At 60.2% G+C, this 17,460-nt stretch carries 17 protein-coding genes; 3 read left to right on the top strand and 14 right to left on the bottom strand.

Annotation, left to right across the window (positions count from 1 at the left end):
- Positions 1–60: 60 nt before the first annotated feature.
- The 10 genes from VD17_RS11810 to VD17_RS11855 form a co-directional block, all read right to left on the bottom strand.
- Positions 61–486, bottom strand: coding sequence for an acyl-CoA thioesterase (locus VD17_RS11810; RefSeq protein ID WP_033055401.1), 426 nt, complete (start codon positions 484–486; stop codon positions 61–63).
- Positions 479–2,023 carry an HAL/PAL/TAL family ammonia-lyase gene (locus VD17_RS11815; protein ID WP_046053978.1) on the bottom strand — a complete coding sequence of 515 codons (1,545 nt, stop codon included), beginning with the start codon at positions 2,021–2,023 and terminating at the stop codon, positions 479–481. The genes VD17_RS11810 and VD17_RS11815 overlap by 8 nt, the downstream gene beginning before the upstream one ends.
- On the bottom strand, positions 2,004–2,951 hold the full coding sequence (locus VD17_RS11820; protein ID WP_046053979.1) for an LpxL/LpxP family acyltransferase: 948 nt from the start codon (positions 2,949–2,951) through the stop codon (positions 2,004–2,006). The genes VD17_RS11815 and VD17_RS11820 overlap by 20 nt, the downstream gene beginning before the upstream one ends.
- Positions 2,948–3,682, bottom strand: a complete 735-nt coding sequence (locus VD17_RS11825; RefSeq protein WP_046053980.1) for a glycosyltransferase family 2 protein — start codon at positions 3,680–3,682, stop codon at positions 2,948–2,950. Before VD17_RS11825 ends, VD17_RS11820 begins: the two co-directional genes overlap by 4 nt.
- Positions 3,683–3,813: 131 nt before the next feature.
- Positions 3,814–5,496 carry an acyl-CoA synthetase family protein gene (locus VD17_RS11830; RefSeq protein ID WP_046053981.1) on the bottom strand — a complete coding sequence of 561 codons (1,683 nt, stop codon included), beginning with the start codon at positions 5,494–5,496 and terminating at the stop codon, positions 3,814–3,816.
- Complete coding sequence (locus VD17_RS11835; RefSeq protein WP_046053982.1) at positions 5,493–6,038, bottom strand: membrane protein; 546 nt, start codon at positions 6,036–6,038, stop codon at positions 5,493–5,495. The genes VD17_RS11830 and VD17_RS11835 overlap by 4 nt, the downstream gene beginning before the upstream one ends.
- Positions 6,035–6,289: an acyl carrier protein gene (locus VD17_RS11840; protein ID WP_007992314.1), complete on the bottom strand. Its 255-nt coding sequence runs from the start codon at positions 6,287–6,289 to the stop codon at positions 6,035–6,037. Before VD17_RS11840 ends, VD17_RS11835 begins: the two co-directional genes overlap by 4 nt.
- A gap of 9 nt (positions 6,290–6,298) precedes the next feature.
- Positions 6,299–6,559, bottom strand: coding sequence for a phosphopantetheine-binding protein (locus tag VD17_RS11845; RefSeq protein WP_008149626.1), 261 nt, complete (start codon positions 6,557–6,559; stop codon positions 6,299–6,301).
- Positions 6,540–7,349: a lysophospholipid acyltransferase family protein gene (locus tag VD17_RS11850; protein WP_046053983.1), complete on the bottom strand. Its 810-nt coding sequence runs from the start codon at positions 7,347–7,349 to the stop codon at positions 6,540–6,542. The genes VD17_RS11845 and VD17_RS11850 overlap by 20 nt, the downstream gene beginning before the upstream one ends.
- Positions 7,325–8,050: a beta-ketoacyl synthase chain length factor gene (locus VD17_RS11855; protein ID WP_046053984.1), complete on the bottom strand. Its 726-nt coding sequence runs from the start codon at positions 8,048–8,050 to the stop codon at positions 7,325–7,327. Before VD17_RS11855 ends, VD17_RS11850 begins: the two co-directional genes overlap by 25 nt.
- A gap of 354 nt (positions 8,051–8,404) precedes the next feature.
- On the opposite strand from VD17_RS11855, the gene VD17_RS11860 reads away from it, so the two are divergent.
- Positions 8,405–9,175: a ParA family protein gene (locus VD17_RS11860; RefSeq protein WP_046053985.1), complete on the top strand. Its 771-nt coding sequence runs from the start codon at positions 8,405–8,407 to the stop codon at positions 9,173–9,175.
- A 10-nt stretch (positions 9,176–9,185) separates the two neighbouring features.
- Here VD17_RS11860 and trxC read toward each other — a convergent pair whose 3' ends face one another.
- Positions 9,186–9,620 carry a thioredoxin TrxC gene (gene trxC, locus VD17_RS11865; protein ID WP_046053986.1) on the bottom strand — a complete coding sequence of 145 codons (435 nt, stop codon included), beginning with the start codon at positions 9,618–9,620 and terminating at the stop codon, positions 9,186–9,188.
- Positions 9,621–9,815: 195 nt separating this feature from the next.
- Between trxC and VD17_RS11870 the strand changes: the two genes are divergently transcribed.
- Together VD17_RS11870 and VD17_RS11875 are read left to right on the top strand one after the other, a co-directional pair.
- On the top strand, positions 9,816–10,112 hold the full coding sequence (locus tag VD17_RS11870) for a type II toxin-antitoxin system HigB family toxin (RefSeq protein ID WP_046053987.1): 297 nt from the start codon (positions 9,816–9,818) through the stop codon (positions 10,110–10,112).
- Positions 10,109–10,510 carry a helix-turn-helix domain-containing protein gene (locus VD17_RS11875; protein ID WP_046053988.1) on the top strand — a complete coding sequence of 134 codons (402 nt, stop codon included), beginning with the start codon at positions 10,109–10,111 and terminating at the stop codon, positions 10,508–10,510. Before VD17_RS11870 ends, VD17_RS11875 begins: the two co-directional genes overlap by 4 nt.
- Positions 10,511–10,516: 6 nt before the next feature.
- Here the strand turns inward: VD17_RS11875 and selO are convergent, their stop codons facing one another.
- The 3 genes from selO to VD17_RS11890 are packed head-to-tail and all read right to left on the bottom strand — an operon-like array spanning position 10,517 to position 17,156.
- A complete protein-coding gene (gene selO / locus VD17_RS11880; protein WP_046053989.1) occupies positions 10,517–11,980 on the bottom strand; it encodes a protein adenylyltransferase SelO in 1,464 nt (487 codons plus the stop codon).
- Positions 11,981–12,028: 48 nt separating this feature from the next.
- The gene (mscK, locus tag VD17_RS11885) at positions 12,029–15,379 is read right to left on the bottom strand and encodes a mechanosensitive channel MscK (RefSeq protein WP_046053990.1); all 3,351 of its coding nucleotides are present in this window, start codon (positions 15,377–15,379) and stop codon (positions 12,029–12,031) included.
- A gap of 34 nt (positions 15,380–15,413) precedes the next feature.
- A complete protein-coding gene (locus VD17_RS11890) occupies positions 15,414–17,156 on the bottom strand; it encodes a potassium/proton antiporter (RefSeq protein WP_008149642.1) in 1,743 nt (580 codons plus the stop codon).
- Between the last annotated feature and the right edge of the window lie 304 nt (positions 17,157–17,460).

A 17,460-nucleotide genomic window follows, 5' to 3' on the forward strand; every position in this document is an offset into this window, starting at 1 on the left:
CCCGAGCGCGGACCGGCCAACGCAGGCTTCGCCAGCTGTTACAGAGGGTTTTCAGCAGGGTCATGCGAGCATCCTTTCAACAGCATCGGTGAAGACCTTGGGTGAGGCCAACTGCATTTCGCGGCTGCTCATGTCGACGGCAACCTGCACGGAACTGGCACGGGTCAAGCGTTCGCCGGTTTCCAGATCGCTGATCAGGTAGCTGATCTTCAGACGGTTCTCCCATTCCACCAGATTGGCGCGCACGTTGAGTTTTTGGCCAAACACGGCGCCGCGCACATAACGCAATTGCAGATCGATCACCGGCCAGGCGTAGCCCGACTCGACCATGGCCGTGTAGTTGTGGCCGATCTTGTCCAGCAGCGCGCAGCGGGCGACTTCCAGGTATTTGATGTAATGGCCGTGCCAGACGACGTTCATGGTGTCGACATCAAAGAACGGTACGAGGATTTCCGTATCGGTGTGAAGCACTCCCTTGCTACGCATGCAGCCTCCAGTGTTGTTCGGCGATACGTTGCAGGCACAGGCGCAATTCACCTTCCAGCGCGCGGTCTTCGATGACCGGCGGGAAGTCTTTCGCCAACTCTTCGTGCATGGCGGCCAGGGCTGGCGGCAATGGACGTGCATCCTCGGCCTTGCTGCGCAGCCAGACGCCTTGGTTGGCGGCCAGCAGGGTGGCGGCGGCGACCTGTTCGGTCAGTTCCAGCACACGGATCGCATCGCGGGCGGCGATGGTGCCCATGCTCACTTTGTCCTGGTTGTGACACTCGGTGGAGCGTGAGAAGACGCTGGCCGGCATGGTGTTTTTCAACGCTTCGGCGGTCCAGGCACTGGTGCCGATCTGCACGGCTTTGAAACCGTGATTGAGCATCGCCCGGTCAGCGGTGGCGCCGGACAGGTTGCTTGGCAGGCCATGGTTGTAACGCTCGTCCACCAACAGGGCGAGTTGACGATCGAGCAGGTCGGCGACGTTGGCCACCAGGTTTTTCAGGCTGTCCATGGCGAACGCAATGTGTCCGCCGTAGAAGTGCCCGCCGTGCAGCACGCGCTCGGCTTCGGCGTCGATAATCGGGTTGTCGTTGGCGCTGTTGAGTTCGATCTCGATGAACGAGCGCAGCCAGTTCAGGCTGTCGGCTAATACGCCGAGGACGTGGGGCGCGCAACGCAGTGAATAACGGTCTTGCAGGCGATGCAGCGGCGCGGTCGGTGCGTCGATCGCCAGATCCTTGCGCAGCCACGCGGCGACTTGCATCTGCCCAGGATGAGGTTTGGTGGCGAACAGGCGCTCGTCGAAGTGCTCGGGGTTGCCTTGCAACGCGACCACGTTCAACGCGGTGATGCGCGTGGCCAGTTGCAGCAGGTAATCGGCGCGGGCGTAGGCCAGGCACGCTAGGCCGGTCATGACGGCGGTGCCGTTCATCAGTGCCAACGCTTCTTTCGGGCGCAGTACCAACGGCTCCCAACCCAGTTCGCGGTGCACGTCGGCCGCTTGCCAGCGTTCACCCCGGAACATCACTTCGCGCTCGCCGGACAGGGTCGCGGCGACATAGGACAACGGCGTCAAATCACCGCTGGCACCCACCGAACCTTCTTCCGGGATCAGCGGCAGAATGTCGTGTTCGAGGAAGGCTTGCAGGCGTTCCAGCAGTTCCACACGCACCCCGGACACGCCGTGGCACAGCGACTGCAAACGCGCCGCCAGTACGGCGCGAGTGGCTTGTGCGTCGAGCAGCTTGCCCAACCCGCAGCCGTGGAACGTGTACAAGTGACGGGGCAACGCCTCGACGTGATGCAGCGGCACCGCGACCACGCAAGAATCGCCGTAACCGGTGGTCACGCCGTAGATCACGCCTTCCTTGTCCAGCAGGGAGTCCAGGAATCGCGCACCCTTGGCGATACGCTCGCGGTACGCAGGGTCGCTTTGCAACTGCGTCGGCACCTGACGGTTGGCCAGGGCCAGCACGTCTTCGATGCGCAAAGGGAGTTCGCCGAAGGTTACCGGCTCAAGCGTTGGCGTCGTCATCGGTCTTCCAGAAAGGGTAAAAGTTGAACCATTGTTGGGGCGCTTCAAGGCAATAGTGACCCAAGCGTTCGGCATAGCGGGAGGCCCACTGATGAATGACCTGCTCGCGGTCGCTGCGCTTCCACACCACGGCCTCGGCGAACGGTTCGAGGGTCAGTCGATAGTCGCCCGTCGGTTTCTTCAGGCATAGCATCAGGTTGATCGGGCATTTCAGCAGGCCGGCCAGCAACCATGGCCCCTGAGGGAACGCGGCTTGATGGCCGAGGAAATCCACGGTCACGCTACGCCCGCCATGCAGCGGCACGCGGTCGCCGGCAATCGCCAGCCACTCGCCGCGCTCAAGGCGTTCATGGAGTTGCAACATGATCAGCGGGCCCAGTTCGCTGACTTGAATCAGCCGCAAATTGGTCGCGCCGGCTTCGCCGAGCAAACGGTTGAATTGTTCGGCGTGCTTGGTATGCACCAGCACGTTCATCGTGACTTTTTCACCGATCTCCGCCAGCGCGCGGCAGACCTCGAGATTGCCCAGGTGCGCGCCCACCAGCATCTGCCCGCGGGTGCCGCGCAGTTGATTGCGCAGCAAGGCCGGGTCGATGATCTCGATCTGCTCAATGCTCAACTTGCCGTTCCATACGTCGAGCTTGTCGAGCATGGAATCGGCGAAGGCCATGAACTGGCCGAACACTCGCCAATGGGTCGGGCGCAATTCATTGCGACCACTCCAGTCAGCGAGCCTCCGCTGGTATTGCCAGGCGCTGTGACGGGCGCTGCGGCCGAACAGGAAAAAGTACAGAACGATGCCGTACAGCAGCGGGCTCAACACCTTTCGACCAAGTACTTTGGCGCAGAATGCGGTGAATTTCATCAGCCAGAAGCTGCCACGCTCTTCGCGATCAGCCCAGTGCTTTTTATCCGCTTCAGTGCTCATGGTCGCCACCGCCGCCAGAGGATCACGGGCGCCCGCAGCAACATGCCGAAGAACAACCGCGTGTGCATGCTCGTAATCAACACGTTGTCGTGGAACAGGCGGAAATGCGAGACGCCATCCAGCGGGTAGTGGACATTGGTTTGCAGCCATTGCATGGGGAGATTGCGCCAGGCCAGCCGTACGAGAATGTCCGAGTCGAAGTCCATGCGCTTGCCGATCTTCGCCGAATCGATCAGCGCCAGGGTCGGTGGTAACGGGTAGACACGGAAGCCGCACATCGAATCGCGAATCTGCAACGACAGGGTGTTGATCCAGACCATGACGTGAGTCAGGTAACGGGCGTACAAGCGACCTTTCGGCACGCTGGCGTCGTATCGCGGATAGCCGCAGATCACCGCCTCGGGATGGGCGCGGGACAATTCGATGAAGGTCTGGACGTCCTGCAGATCATGCTGACCGTCGGCATCCACCTGCAAGGCATGGCTGAAGCCCAGGCGCGAGGCTTCGCGAAAACCGGTCATGACCGCGCCACCCTTGCCCTGGTTGGCGCTGAGCCGGATCAGGAACACCTTGTCGCGAAGGGCCAATTGATCGAGTACCTTTGCACAGGCCGGGCTGCTGGCATCGTCCACCAAAATGCATGGCAGGCTGGTGGCGAGCAGCGCATCAACCACCGTGGTGATGGCGGTTTCGTGGTTGTAGACCGGGACGATTGCACAGGGGTTATGCATGTTGGTGTTCACCTGAAAGACCGAGGTGTCTGCATCGCGAGCAAGCTCGCTCCCACAGGGGATTCGTGTTGAACAGAGATCCAATGTGGGAGCGAGCTTGCTCGCGATTGAGTGCGCCGCACTCACCAAGGTTATGCATCGCCTGCAGCCTCCAGCAAGATCCGCCCACTGGAGCAGGTCGCGGTCTCGTTGCGATAGGTGAAATACAGCTTGCTGCGCGTCGGGTCGAAGCGCAGGTGCAGCTGGACTTCATCGCCAGGGCGCACCAGTTGCTGGAATTTCAGCACTTCCATGCCAGCGAATTTTGCCGGCAGGTCCATCAATTGCTGACCCAGCGTTAACGCCCATTCCACTTGCACCACACCGGGCAATACCGGCGCCTGAGGGAAGTGGCCGCTGAAGTAGGCGAGGTCGGGTGGTACTGCCAGTTGCAGGCTCCATTCGCCATCGACTTCGACCTGATCCAGCACTTCCGGCGCCTTTGGGCGCGGCGCCAGCAGCAGGGCTTCAACAGTGGCCTGGGGCAGTTTGCCCTGAGCGTTCAGCGGCAGTTGCCGCAGTAGGCGCCAGCGTCGTGGCAACGCCAGAACTTCGCAATGCTGGCTCAAATGCTGACGCAGTTCTTGCGTGAGGGTGCGTCGACCCTGATTGCGTAAGGCATGCAGGCCTGACTCGGTCAGCACCAGCAGCGCACCCAATGAAGCGCGGTTTTCCTGAACCACGCCAAGACGCGCTTCGGCGACCCAGTCGTGGGCCATAAGGGCCTGTTCCAGCATCGGTAGTGAGATTCGTTTTTCTTCCAGTTTGACGATCCGGTCCAGCCGTCCGAGCAGTTCGAATCGGCCGTCGGCAGCGATCCGCGCGGCATCCGCGGTGTGTTCGATGTGCCCGGGAGGCAAGTACGGCGAAGCAATGAGCAGGGCGCCGTCGCTGTCTTGGCTCAACTCGATATCAGCAAAGGGTTGCCAGAGCGCGTGGCCCTGACGCCAGGCGATGCCGCCGGTTTCCGAGCTGCCGAGGATTTCCGTCGGCCACTGTTGCAGGCGTTGGTGCAGGCTTTGTGCAGCCTCGGTCGGCAATGCACCACCGGAGGAAAATACCCGGCGAACCGTACTTAACGCGGGCCAGTCGAGGTTGTCGCCCATGCGCTTGAGCAGCGCCGGGCTGGCGACCCAGGCGAACACCGGGTGTTCGCGGCTGGCGCGCTGCAGGTCTTCAGGGAATGCCAGCTGCTTGCGCACAAACGAGCGCCCGGCGCACAGCGGCCATAGCACTCGAAACAACAATCCATAAATATGCTGAGTGGCGACGCTGCCGATGATGCAGGCCGCGCCAAGATCGGCACCCCAGAGCTGCTCCAGCGCTTCGACTTCATTGGCCAGTTGGCGCAGGGTTTTGTCGATGCGCTTGGGCTCGCCGCTGGAACCGGACGTGCACAGGCTCAGCGAACAGCGATCCAGATCCAGCGCGGCGGCCATCAACGGCGGATGCCGGTAATCGCTCAGGTGTGCGTCATCGGCCTGATCGGTCAGCCACAGATCGACTTCGGTCGACCAGCGCTGGCGAGTCTGCGCTTGCAGGTCTGCGGGCAGCAACACGCTGACCCCGGCGCGCCAGGCACCGAGCAGGGCAATCGCCAGGTCGGCGGCATCCTCAAGGTGCACGGCAATGCGCCGCACACCCTGGGCTTGCAGGCCCGCGGCGAGGCTCAACGCCTGTTCGCACAGCTGAGCGTGATTCAGTGCCGGTTCGGCCGTCACGGCACGTTCCGGTTGCGCCTTGAGCAACAGGTGCTCAAGTTTTATCCAATTCATGGGTGGCCTCGTACCCGTTGTCGTATAAGCCATTCAATGGCAAACAGCAGGCCCATCAATACGTAGGAAATCAGGCCGGTGTACAACATCCACCAACTTAGCGGCGCCCAGAGGGTCAGGGCGGCGGCGAGCAAACCGTTACAGAGAAAAAACACGCACCAGACGATCGTCACCTGGCGGGTATAAACAATCGCCTTGGCCGGCAGTTGCGGTTCACGCAAACGCGCCAGGCGTTCGATGATCGGCGGGCCAACGATCAAGCTCAGGCCAAACAGCCCGAGCATGAACGCGCTAATCAGCACCGGGTACCAGCGCAGCAACAGCGGGCTATCGAACAGCGCCAGCAACAGGCAAAAAGTGATCGCAGTGATCGCCATCCACAAACTGCCGGGCTTGCGCGTACCGAGCAGTGCCCGGGCCAGCCACAGGCTGCCCAGCAGCAGACCAAACTGCCACGGCGCGAAATGTTCCATGCCGAAATACACCGCGAAGGGGTACAGCAGGCCCGCCAGCAGCAGGCCGAGGCCGATCAGTCGGCTCATGCGGCCGGCTGAACCAGACGGTAGACCGCCTCGACCACGTCGCTGACGGTACGCACCGATTTGAACTCTTCGGCAGCGATTTTCTTGCCAGTCTGGCGTTTGATGTGATCGATCAGGTCGACCGCGTCAATGCTGTCGATTTCCAGGTCCTGATACAGATTGGATTCGAGGCTTACGCGCTCGGGGTCCAGCTCGAAGAGTTCGACCAGAGCATCGCGCAGGGTGTTGAAGATGTCGTCACGAGTTTGCATGGTCCGGTCTCAAGCTGCCTGTTTTGCAGTGACGAACGCCGCAAGGCTCGCCACGTTGCTGAAGTGATTGCGGGTGTCTTTGGCGTCGGCGTCGATTTTGATGCCGTACTTTTTCTGGATGGCCAGGCCAAGTTCCAGAGCGTCTACCGAATCCAGGCCCAGGCCTTCGCCGAACAGTGTCTGGTCGTCGCCGATGTCTTGTGCGCTGATGTCTTCAAGGCCCAGGGCGTCGATGATCAGTTCTTTGATTTCACGGTGTAGATCGCTCATCTTCGGCGAGCTCCTTAATGTAGTAATGATGCAAATAGTCATTGAGCTTGCGCGAGGCCTGAGGAGCAGGGCCCAGCGAGGCGAAGGCTTGTGGGTCTATATCGGCCCCGACACGGAAACTGAAGTGCACACGGCGTTTTGGGATCCGATACCAGGGCTCGGCCTTGGTCAACGTGGTCGGGTTGACCTTGATGATCACCGGGGTGAGGATTTTCGCACCGCGCAGAGCGATTGCCGCAGCGCCCCGATGGAAGGCTGGCGCCTGACCGGGCTGAGTGCGGGTACCTTCAGGAAAGATGATCAGGGTCTGGCCGCTTTTCAGCGCGTCGGCAGCGGCATCGAGCATGTCCATGCTGCCGTCGTTGCTGATGTATTCGATGCAGCGCAGCGGGCCGCGGGTAAAAGGGTTCTCCCAGAGGCTTTTCTTGACCACGCAGTTGGCGTGGCGCACCAGGCCGATCAGGAACACCACATCGATCAGCGACGGGTGATTGGCAATGATCATTTGCCCCGGTCGACCGAGTTTTTCGGCGCCCTGGATGTCGTAAGTCAGCACGCCGGTGCGGGCCATGAATCGCACAAAAAACCAGAACAGTCGGGCGACGGTGTGCCGCGCTCGCCGCCGGTGTGTCCGGGCATCGCCGGGCAGGCAGTTCAGCAGCGGGAAAACCACAAGTCGCAGGCACAGCCCGCCCAACCCGAACAGGGTGAAGCTTGCGGCGGTAGCCAGCAGGCGCCAGTAGTAGGCGTCGCGGTTTTTTTCGGTTACAGGTTGCGTTGCCAGGTCCATACACGATTTTTCCAGGCATGTTGGCAGGTTGTCTGCTGGCCGAGCAGGGTACGCAATAGGTCCAGTGCATGGGGCCATTGGGCTTTGGACAACTCATCCGAGGCGCTGTTCAGGGACAGCTGCCAGTCATTTCCGGGGGTGATCAGCAGGCCGACCGCGTAAGGGAACGGCACGTCGTCGATCCAGGTCGAGTAGGCTTCGGGCGGTTGCTCTTCGGTGACGATCAGCAGTACTGCGGGAGCGCCCTCTGAAAGCAAAGCCGCGGCCTCTAGCATGCCGTTTTCAAGGCCATCGCCGGCTGCAGCGAGGGCGGTCATTTCGCTGGTTTCGCCGCGCATGATCGACCAAAGGCCGATGATCGCGTTGTGCACGGACAGGCTGAACTGGGTCGGCGACAGCGGCTGACCGGCAGCCAGATCGCTGAGAATATCGAAAGTGCGCGGGGTTTCGCCGTGGCGAGAAATAAAGACCAACGGTAGGTCCTGGCGGCCATCGGCCAAGGGCCAGCCGACACTGAACGCCATCCGCGCCAGACGACTGAGTCGCCGGCGCTGCATGGCCGGCAGAAACGAGACGTCGGGGGCGGCATCGCTGCTCGCAAGCACGACCGGTTGTCGGCTCCAGGCCTGCCAATCGTCCACGCTTTCGAGCCCAGGGGCCCACGCGCGCCATTGGGCGATGTTGAAATTGATCACAGACATTCATCCCGCCCCTGCGGGCTTCGTTGACGCGGTGAGTCGCAAAAAACGCGAACTACCTTACGTAGCGCTTAGCGCCGAGTGGTGCGCATTATCCCGTTGCAGCGGGCGTGTAGCAAATGATGGTTACATTTTGCTCAATGAAATGTACCGGTTGGTTCGTGTATGGCTGTCAATTGGCCATTATCCACATCGTGGTGGGTATGTCTGTCGGCTCTGTCAGTGGTCAACGGCAGAGTTAGCGGCTTTTTTATTGAGAGATTGCCGATGACTGTGTAGTCCCGATGCTGGCGAGGTAGCTAAGCAGCGCCGTGGACTACTACACTCGGTCATTCTTTGATACACGGAGGTTTTGACATGCGGCGCGTGGTGTTCAATCAGAAAGGTGGCGTAGGCAAATCCAGCATTGCCTGCAATCTGGCGGCGGTCAGTGCCAGCGAGGGCTATCGCACCCTCTTGGTGGATCTCGACGCCCAGGCCAACTCCACTCAGTACCTGACGGGCCTCACCGGTAATGACATTCCTATGGGCATTGCCGATTTTTTCAAACAGACCCTGTCTTCCGGGCCGTTCTCCAGGAAAAACCGGGTTGATATCTACGAAACCCCGTTCGACAACCTCCACGTCATCACGGCCACTGCCGAGCTGGCTGACTTGCAGCCCAAGCTCGAGGCCAAACACAAGATCAACAAGCTGCGCAAATTACTCGAGGAGCTGGATGGCGATTACGACCGGATCTACCTCGATACCCCGCCAGCGTTGAATTTCTATGCGGTATCTGCATTGATTGCCGCTGATCGTGTGCTGATTCCCTTCGATTGCGATAGCTTCTCGCGTCAGGCGTTGTACGGCTTGTTGGCAGAAATAGAAGAATTGAAGGACGATCACAACGAAGGGCTGGAAGTCGAAGGGATTGTCGTCAACCAGTTCCAGGCTCGCGCCAGCCTGCCCCAACAAATTCTCGACGAACTGATCGCCGAAGGCCTGCCGGTATTACCGGTGTACCTGGGCAGCTCGGTGCGCATGCGTGAATCCCACCAGGCCAACACGCCGCTGATCCACCTCGATCCGCGTCATAAACTGACGCAGCAATTCGTCGATCTGCACAACCTGCTGGAAAATGCCTGACAGCTCGTCGTCAGATCCCTTGGCTACGCAACCAGCTCATCAACTGCGGTAACGGGAAGGCGCCGCTCTGACGCGCCACTTCCCGGCCGTTCTTGAACAGAATCAGGCTCGGGATCGAACGGATCCCCAGTTGCGCCGACAACTGCTGGTTCGCCTCGCTGTCCAGCTTGGCCAGTCGACACTTGCCCGCCAATTGCACCGCCGCCTGCTCGAACACCGGCGCAAACGACTTGCACGGCCCACACCAATCCGCCCAAACGTCCACCAGCAACGGCAGATCACCTTTGATCTGGCTGGCGTAATCGCTTTGCTTCAGTTCAAAGGGTTTATTCAGCAGAACTTCGGCCTTGCAGCGACCGCATTTTGGATGGTCGTTGAGGCGCTCGGCGGGGATGCGGTTGAGGCCGTTGCAGTGGGGACAGGGGATGTGGAGTGGGTCAGTCATGCGGATGATCCTGGGAAGAAGCCGATCATCTCTATGTGGAGACGTCTGCTCACATTTTCAATCGTGCAGCGTCCGGCGATAAAACTAGGCTGAGTCGTACTGAGCGAGACCGTTGGTCTGCTCAGGATTATCGCAACTTGCGATATTTTTGGTCTGTGATTAACTCCCCATAGCAGAATGCGATAAGGATGTTGCATGCATGTCATCACCGAAAAACGAATACGTGAAGCCAAGACTAAATGGCCAAAGGCAGCTTCCGCATTGGATCATTGGTATCAAGTGGCCAAAGGAAGCAAGCCGCCGGATTTCGCGGCGATGAGGGCTCTGTTTCCTGCTATCGACAAGGTGGGTGAGTTTCACGTTTTTGACATCGGTGGCAACAAGTTGCGGCTGATCGCTGTTGTCAGGTATCGATCGCAAAAGCTTTACATCAAGCATGTGCTGGATCACCGCGAATATGACCGCGGAAAATGGAAGGAGGAACGAGCATGAGTGTTCTTATCAAAAGAGCTGCCGAGCATTGGGAGTTCGTCTCGCCTGTGCTGCGCAAACCAAAAAATGAAGATGACTATGACATGTTGGCGCAGGCGCTAGACGAGTTGCTCGAGATGACGGGCGATGATGAGTCCCATCCGTTGATGAGTCTGGTGGATATCATCGGTGACTGGATCGAGGAATGGGATCACAAGCATCACCCAATGCCGAAGCCCAGCGGTGTCGACGTTCTCGGCTACATGATGCGCGAACACGGATTGAGCCAAAGCGATCTGCCCGGCGTCGGCACCCAGTCGGTGGTATCCGAGATCTTGAGCGGCAAGCGTCAGCTCAACCTGCGGCAGATCCGCTGGTTGGCCGAGCGCTTTGGAGTGTCGGTGGAGATCTTTATCTGATCGGATTCAGGAAGAGCAACTGATCTCCAAATGCTTGCCCCACTCCGGCGGACGCTCGGCATAGCTCTCCATCCCCGGCTGCTCCTCGAACGGATTACTCAGCACCGCGTGCAAACGACGAACCTCTGAATAGTCGCCGCTCTCCGCCGCATCGATGGCTTTCTGCGCCAGGTAGTTGCGCAGGATGTACAGCGGATTGACGGCGTGCATGCGTTTGCGGCGTTGTTCCTGATCAGCCTCGCCCTCACGCGCCACTCGGGCGATGTAGAGCTCGCCCCAGGCATCGAAGCCTTTGATGTCGACGAAGTCATCGCGCAAACGGGCGACGGCCAGTTCAGGTGATTCTTCCCCCAAACGGCGGAAGAACAGGCTGTAGTCGACGCCACTGTTCTGCATCAGTTGCAGCAGGTGCTCCAGCAGTTTCTGGTCATCGTCTTCGGCCGTGGTGAAGCCGAGGCGGCGGCGCATCAGGTCCAGGTAATGGGCCTGGTACAACGGGAAGTACAGGCCGAGGGTTTCACGCAGGGCTTCGACGCTGATGAATGGCGTCAGGGCCTGGGCGAGGGCGCTGAGGTTCCACTGGCCGATTGGCACCTGGTTGCTGAAGGAGTAACGGCCCTGGTCATCGGAGTGGTTGCAGATGAAGTGGGCGTCGAAGTCGTCGAGGAAGGCGAACGGGCCGTAGTCGAAGGTAATGCCGAGGATTGACATGTTGTCGGTGTTCATCACGCCGTGGCAGAAGCCATAGGCCTGCCATTTGGCAATCAGCTCGGCATTGCGTTCGACGATTTCGCGAAACATCGCCAGGTACGGTTCCGGCTGTTCCAGGCATTCCGGGAAATGCATGGCCAGCACGTGGTCGCCGAGTTCTTTCTGCTTCTCGGGACGTTTGGTGTAGTAGAAATATTCGAAATGCCCGAAACGCACATGGCTCGGCGCCATGCGCAGGACCATGGCGGCGCGTTCCTGCTTCTCGCGCCACACCGGCGTGTCGGAGCCGATGACGCACAGCGCGCGGGTGGTCGGGATGTTCAGGGCATACAGCGCTTCGGAGGCAAGAAATTCGCGGATCGAGGACCGCAGCACCGCCCGGCCATCACCCATGCGCGAAAAAGGCGTCTGGCCGGCACCCTTGAGGTGCAGGTCCCAATGCTCGCCGGCCTCGTTGTAGACCTCGCCCAGCAACAGACCGCGACCATCGCCCAGCTGTGGGTTGTAGGAACCGAATTGATGACCTGAATAGACCATCGCCCTGGGGATCGCGTCAGCCCAGAGCTTATGGCCGCTGAACAGTTCGGCGAACTCCGGGGTTTCGGCCACGTCAGGGTCGAGATCGAGCAATGACATGGCGGCGGGGCTTGCCACCACCAGACGCGGGTTGTCGATGGGCTCAGGCAGCACATGGGCGGAAAACGTATCGCCCAGGCGGGCGAAACGGTTATCGAAGGTCAGTTCGTCGAGGGCTTTCAACGGCCATCTCCAGCAGAATGTCCGAGCATTCTGCTAGGGATAAGCCGCTTAGTCGAGCTTGGCCGATGGTGGCTGTAACGGTGATTGGCCATCCACCAGCGGCGCAATGGTTTTGGCTTCCGGATCGACGGGCACCATTCTGTATTCCTGGCCCTGGATGTTCTTGAGGTAAACCTCCATCTGCCGGAACGAGATATTGATGTGCTGTTTCTTGAACTCGCGATTGATGAAGCGGTTGACCTCATCGAGCACCGGGTTACGGTCGCCCAGGTCGCGCACATGCATACGCAACTCGTGGTCGAGGGTGCTTTCGCCGAAGTTCAGGAAGTATACGTGGGGTTCGGGATCCTTCAGCACCCGTGGGTTTTCACGAGCAGCCTTGAGCAGCAACTCCTTGACCAGGTCCAGGTCCGAGCCGTAATCGACACCGAGCTTGAGGGTCACTCGGGTGATGGTGTCAGTCAGGGACCAGTTGATCAGTTGTCCTGTAATGAACGTCTTGTTCGGGACGATGATGTCCTTGCGGTCGAAGTCGGTGATGGTCGTGGCGCGGATGCGGATCTTGCTCACCGTACCGGACAGGTTGCCGATGGTAATGGTGTCGCCAATCCGCACCGGACGTTCGAACAGGATCATGATCCCGGAGATGAAGTTCGCGAAGATCTCCTGCATCCCGAAGCCGAGACCCACCGACAGCGCCGCCACCAGCCATTGCAACTTGTCCCAACTCACGCCGAGTGTCGACAGGGTCGAGACGAAGCCGATGCCAGCGATCACGTAGGACAGCAAGGTGGTGGTGGCATAGGCGCTGCCCTGAGCCAGGTTCAGCTTCGACAGCACCAACACTTCCAGCAACCCGGGCAAGTTGCGCGCGAGGGCGAAGGTGATGCCGATGATGATCAGCGCGCCGAGCATGTCGCCAATGCTGATCGGCACCATGCTCATGTTGGCGCCGGTGCCGCTGGTGTATTCGTAGAGGGTGACGTTGTCCAGGTACGAGAACACCGAGATCAGGTCCGACCAGACCCAGTACAGCGCCGCGATGAAACCGCCAAGCAGTGCCAGGCGGATCAGGCGCAGGGACTGTTCGTTGACCTTCTCGATATCCAGCGTTGGCTCTTCGATCACCGCTTCACCGTCGCCGGCCTCTTTCGCGGCCTGGCGTTTGGCAAGGGCGCGCTGGTAGGCCAGACGGCGTGCCGCAACGCTGAGGCCGCGTACGAAGGTGGCCTCGATCACCAGCCAGAACATCAGCAGGTAAAGGGTGTTGATCAACCGGTCGCTGAGCTTCAGCGCGGTGTAGTAGTAGCCAAAGCACACCGCCACGAACAGCGCGACAGGCAGGACGGTGAACATGATCCCCACGGCCTTGCGGAACAGCGAAGCGTTCTGGTGAGTCGGGCTGCTGATCAGCAGGCGGCTGAGCAGCCAGGCCATCAACGCGTAGCAGGTCAGCACCACCGGCATGCCGAGTACGTCATCGGCCAGGGTCGCGGGTTGCAGCTCGGCGACCGCCACCACCGCGACCAACGCCATGACCACCAGTCCGAGTCGACGGACCCAGCCCTGCAGGAATTCGACCTGAGGTTTTTCCCAGCGGAAATGCAGTTCGGCCACGCCGCCCGGCGCAAGGACCCGGTAAGCGGTGTAGAACACTAGCCAGGCCTGGGCCATTTGCAGCAGTGCCGCGCCCATGTTCGCGTTCTGTCCGCGGGCGTCGATTTGCAAGGCCAGACCACACAAGGCCAAGCCCAGCGAGACCGGCATCGCCAGCAGAATGTTGATCAGGATTGCCTGCGGCGTGTGCCACTGGCTGTCGCGCTTGAAGTGGCCGATGTCCTGGTGAACCTTGCTCAGTCGGGCATACAGGCTTTTGCGCCGCCACAGCAGGGCACCGATCAACAGTGCCAAGGGCAGGAACAGCAGCGGCCGTTGGGTCAGACCATCACTTAATTCGCTCAGGCTGGAAGCCCACGGCAGCGTGGTGACCTGGCGTTCCAGGCGCTCCGGCACGGCGCGCATCCATTCCAGGTCCAGCGGCTTGTTGCTGGGAATCCAGAACATTTGCTCATCGAGGGTCGCCCGCAGGCTTTGCGCGGTGCTGAGCAGTTGTTTCTGATTGAGCTGCAACGTGATGGACTCGTTAAGCACCGCACTCAGTTCGCGGTTCAGCCGTTCCAGCAGGTCCGCGCGGGTAGTGGCCAGTTCCAGCAGGCTCTTGCGCAGTTGCGGGGTGACTTGCTCGGGAGGCTGAGTCGACAGCAGGTTGTCGACGTAGGTCGCCGGGTTGCTGAGCAGTTCCCGTTGCTGGCTGACTTCGAATTGATAGAGGCGAATGTCGGCGATCTGGTCGGCCAGGTCACGGTCGAGCCTGAGGCGTGGCAGTGACTGTTTCTGTTTGTAGAGAATCTTGGAGAGCAGCAGGCTGCCCTTGAGCACGTTGATTTGCTCGTCCAGCGCCGAATCGCTCTGGGTCACGTTGTCCAGCTGCTGCTTGGTCTGCAGGTTCTGCTGGGTGACTTCGTTGAGGCGGTCGGTACTTTTGAGCAGGTAGTCCGAAAGCTTCAGGTTGGCCGCGCTTTCGGTAGCCAGCAGGCTGCTGCCGCCGGACTTCTGCGCTTCGATTGACTGCTGCGTCACCGTCTCCTGGGACTGGGCCAGGCGCTTCTGGTTGATCAGGGTTTGCAGCTCCTGGATTTCCTGATCCAGGCGATCGGATTTTTCCGAGAGCAAGTCATGTTGACTGTTGCCCAAGTCCTGCAACTGGTTGTTGCCGGCCAGTTCCTGGCGACGCAACGGGATCAGGGCGTTCAGTGCCGCGAGTTCGGCGTTGAGCAGGTCGCGTTGCTCAGGGGTCAAGGTCTTGCCGGCGTCCTTGCCAATCTTGAGGATGTTGTTGATCTGCTGGATGCGTGTCTGGCTGGCAGAAATTTCGGCCTGTGCGCGCTCGGGGCGGGTCTGGGCAGTAATCACCAGACTGTTGGCCTCGGCCAGGGCTTTCTGCAGATCACTTTGCTGCGTGGAGCGCTCGGTGAGCATTTGCTCCAGTTGCTGAATAGGCTCTTTGGCATAGCGCTGCGGTACTGGCAGCACTTTGGTGGCTTTGAGCTTGGTCAGTTCTCGCTGGTTCTCGATGTTCTGCTTAGGGGCGTTGACCAGTTGCTGCTTGAGATCGGCCAGTTTCTGCTCGTAATCACGCTGGTTGTTGAGCTGTGTCAGCGTGCTTTGCAGGATGCTCTGCAGGGCTTTCTGATCGGCTTCCGGCAGTTTGCGGTCGGCGATCTTGTCCAGGTTCGCCTGCACGGCTTCGCTGGACGGCGGTTCGGCCGCTTGCAATGTACCGACAGAAAGACTCAAGCCCAGCAGGGCCGTGATGATAAACGTGCGCAGGGTTGACATAGAGACCGATCGAAAGCGAGACGAAGTTTGGAGTTTAAAGGAACAAGCCCGGACCGGGGCGACTTCCTTCGGGGAATCTGACGCCCACTTTACCGATCTTGTTCCCTTCCATGACCGCAACGGTCCAAATGGTGTTGTTCCACTCCACCTGGTCACCGACTACGGGGGCGCCGCCCACTTTCTGGGCAATGAAATGGCCTAGCGACATGTCCGGATCGATGCCTTCCACTTTCAACCCGTAAAGCGCCGCAACCGCAGCCAGCTGGGCGTCTCCTTCGAGTACGAAGTCGCCGAAGAAGCGCAGATCGAGGCCCCGTTGCGGTGCCTGACTGAAGAGTTTTCCGAGGGCCGGAAGGTTGTGTTCATGGCCGATTACGCACAGCAAATCGTCGACTTCGAGCACCGTACTACCCGACGGGTGGAGCAGTTGCTGGCCACGAAACAGTGCTGCAATCCGGGTGCCTTCGGGCATTTTCAGTTCGCGAAGGGGCGAGCCGATGCACCATTTCTCGGCACCGAGGCGATAAACGAACAACTCCCACTCACTGGTGACGTGGACTTCCAGGGCAGCGCGGGAAATCGGCGCCGGCTCCGGCGGAACGGTCACTTTCAAAAGCTTCGCCACCCACGGCAAGCTCGTGCCCTGCACCAGCAGCGACACCAACACGATAAAGAAGGCGAGGTTGAAATACAGCTGGGCGTTGGGCAGGCCGGCCATCAGCGGGAACACCGCCAGAATGATCGGGACCGCGCCGCGTAACCCGACCCAGGAAATGAACGCCTTCTCGCGTCCATGGAACGCCTTGAAGGGCAGCAGGCCGACGATCACCGACAACGGCCGGGCAAACAGAATCATCCACAGCGCCAGGCCCAAAGCGGGCAGGGCAATCGGCAACAAGTCGTGGGGCGTTACCAGCAGCCCCAGTACCAGGAACATGCCGATTTGCGCCAGCCAGGCCATGCCATCGAGCATGTGCAAAATGCCGTGGCGGCTGCGCACCGGGCGATTGCCGATGACCAGGCCGCACAGGTAAACCGCCAAAAAGCCGCTGCCGTGCAAGGCGTTGGTCAGGGCAAACACGACCAATCCGCCAGCAATGACCAGGATCGGATAAAGGCCGGTGGCCAAGTGGATACGGTTAACCAGTTGCAGCATGACCCAGCCGCCGCCCAGGCCGATGACGGCCCCGATACCGAACTCACGCATCAAGTGCCCGAGCAGGCTCCAATGCAGACCGGTCTGGCCGCTGGCGAGCATGTCGATCAGGGTCACGGTGAGGAACACCGCCATCGGGTCGTTGCTGCCGGACTCGATCTCGAGGCTGGCGGTCACCCGTTCGTTCAGGCCTTTGCCGCCGAGCAGCGAGAATACCGCCGCGGCGTCGGTGGAGCCGACGATAGCGCCGATCAGCAGGCCCTGAATCAGGTTCAGGTTGAACAGCCACGCGGCTGCCATGCCAGTCAGCCCGGTGGTGATCAAAACCCCGACCGTCGCCAGCGACAGCGCCGGCCATAAAGCCACGCGGAAGCTGGAAACCCGGGTGCGCAAGCCGCCGTCGAGCAGGATGACGGCCAGTGCGAGGTTGCCGACCAGATAAGCCGTTGGGTAGTTATCGAAAATAATGCCGGCGCCGTCGACGCCGGCTGACATGCCCACCGCGAGGATGATCACCAGAATCGGGATACCGAGGCGCGATGAAAGTGAGCTCACCAGAATGCTTGCACCTACCAGCAACGCGCCGATCAAGAACAGGCTGTTGATGGTCGTCGCATTCAAAGGCAGTACTCCAGAAAGCTGAAAGGCGGGCGCAAACTGACCATGCAGTCTGCGTGCCAGCGATTCTAACCTGTTGAAATGTGATGCTGTCAAAAAGCTTTTTTGACAGTGCGTGGCCTGGATTTTTGTTCGACTTGCAACCGACCCCTCACCCTAACCCTCCCGAAACGTCGGACCGCCCCAGAGGGGCGAGGGGACTGACCGAGGTGTTTGTTCTAAATAATGCGACCTGAAAAACTCAAGTCGAACTCAGGATTTGAAGATTCCCTGATCGGCTCCCTTTCCCCTCTCCCCCGTGGGGAGA

This window comes from Pseudomonas fluorescens, from assembly GCF_000968015.1.
Taxonomy (GTDB): domain Bacteria; phylum Pseudomonadota; class Gammaproteobacteria; order Pseudomonadales; family Pseudomonadaceae; genus Aquipseudomonas; species Aquipseudomonas fluorescens_W.

What these genes read in the sequence shown, in the direction of transcription:
- VD17_RS11875 (WP_046053988.1), top strand. Translation starts at nt 10,109, where the DNA reads ATGAGTGTTCTTATCAAAAGAGCTGCCGAGCATTGGGAGTTCGTCTCG.
- VD17_RS11825 (WP_046053980.1), bottom strand. Translation starts at nt 3,682, where the DNA reads ATGCATAACCCCTGTGCAATCGTCCCGGTCTACAACCACGAAACCGCC.
- VD17_RS11845 (WP_008149626.1), bottom strand. Translation starts at nt 6,559, where the DNA reads ATGAGCGATCTACACCGTGAAATCAAAGAACTGATCATCGACGCCCTG.
- VD17_RS11830 (WP_046053981.1), bottom strand. Translation starts at nt 5,496, where the DNA reads ATGAATTGGATAAAACTTGAGCACCTGTTGCTCAAGGCGCAACCGGAA.
- VD17_RS11810 (WP_033055401.1), bottom strand. Translation starts at nt 486, where the DNA reads ATGCGTAGCAAGGGAGTGCTTCACACCGATACGGAAATCCTCGTACCG.
- VD17_RS11815 (WP_046053978.1), bottom strand. Translation starts at nt 2,023, where the DNA reads ATGACGACGCCAACGCTTGAGCCGGTAACCTTCGGCGAACTCCCTTTG.
- VD17_RS11840 (WP_007992314.1), bottom strand. Translation starts at nt 6,289, where the DNA reads ATGCAAACTCGTGACGACATCTTCAACACCCTGCGCGATGCTCTGGTC.
- trxC (WP_046053986.1), bottom strand. Translation starts at nt 9,620, where the DNA reads ATGACTGACCCACTCCACATCCCCTGTCCCCACTGCAACGGCCTCAAC.
- VD17_RS11820 (WP_046053979.1), bottom strand. Translation starts at nt 2,951, where the DNA reads ATGAGCACTGAAGCGGATAAAAAGCACTGGGCTGATCGCGAAGAGCGT.
- VD17_RS11870 (WP_046053987.1), top strand. Translation starts at nt 9,816, where the DNA reads ATGCATGTCATCACCGAAAAACGAATACGTGAAGCCAAGACTAAATGG.
- mscK (WP_046053990.1), bottom strand. Translation starts at nt 15,379, where the DNA reads ATGTCAACCCTGCGCACGTTTATCATCACGGCCCTGCTGGGCTTGAGT.
- VD17_RS11855 (WP_046053984.1), bottom strand. Translation starts at nt 8,050, where the DNA reads ATGTCTGTGATCAATTTCAACATCGCCCAATGGCGCGCGTGGGCCCCT.
- VD17_RS11850 (WP_046053983.1), bottom strand. Translation starts at nt 7,349, where the DNA reads ATGGACCTGGCAACGCAACCTGTAACCGAAAAAAACCGCGACGCCTAC.
- VD17_RS11835 (WP_046053982.1), bottom strand. Translation starts at nt 6,038, where the DNA reads ATGAGCCGACTGATCGGCCTCGGCCTGCTGCTGGCGGGCCTGCTGTAC.
- VD17_RS11860 (WP_046053985.1), top strand. Translation starts at nt 8,405, where the DNA reads ATGCGGCGCGTGGTGTTCAATCAGAAAGGTGGCGTAGGCAAATCCAGC.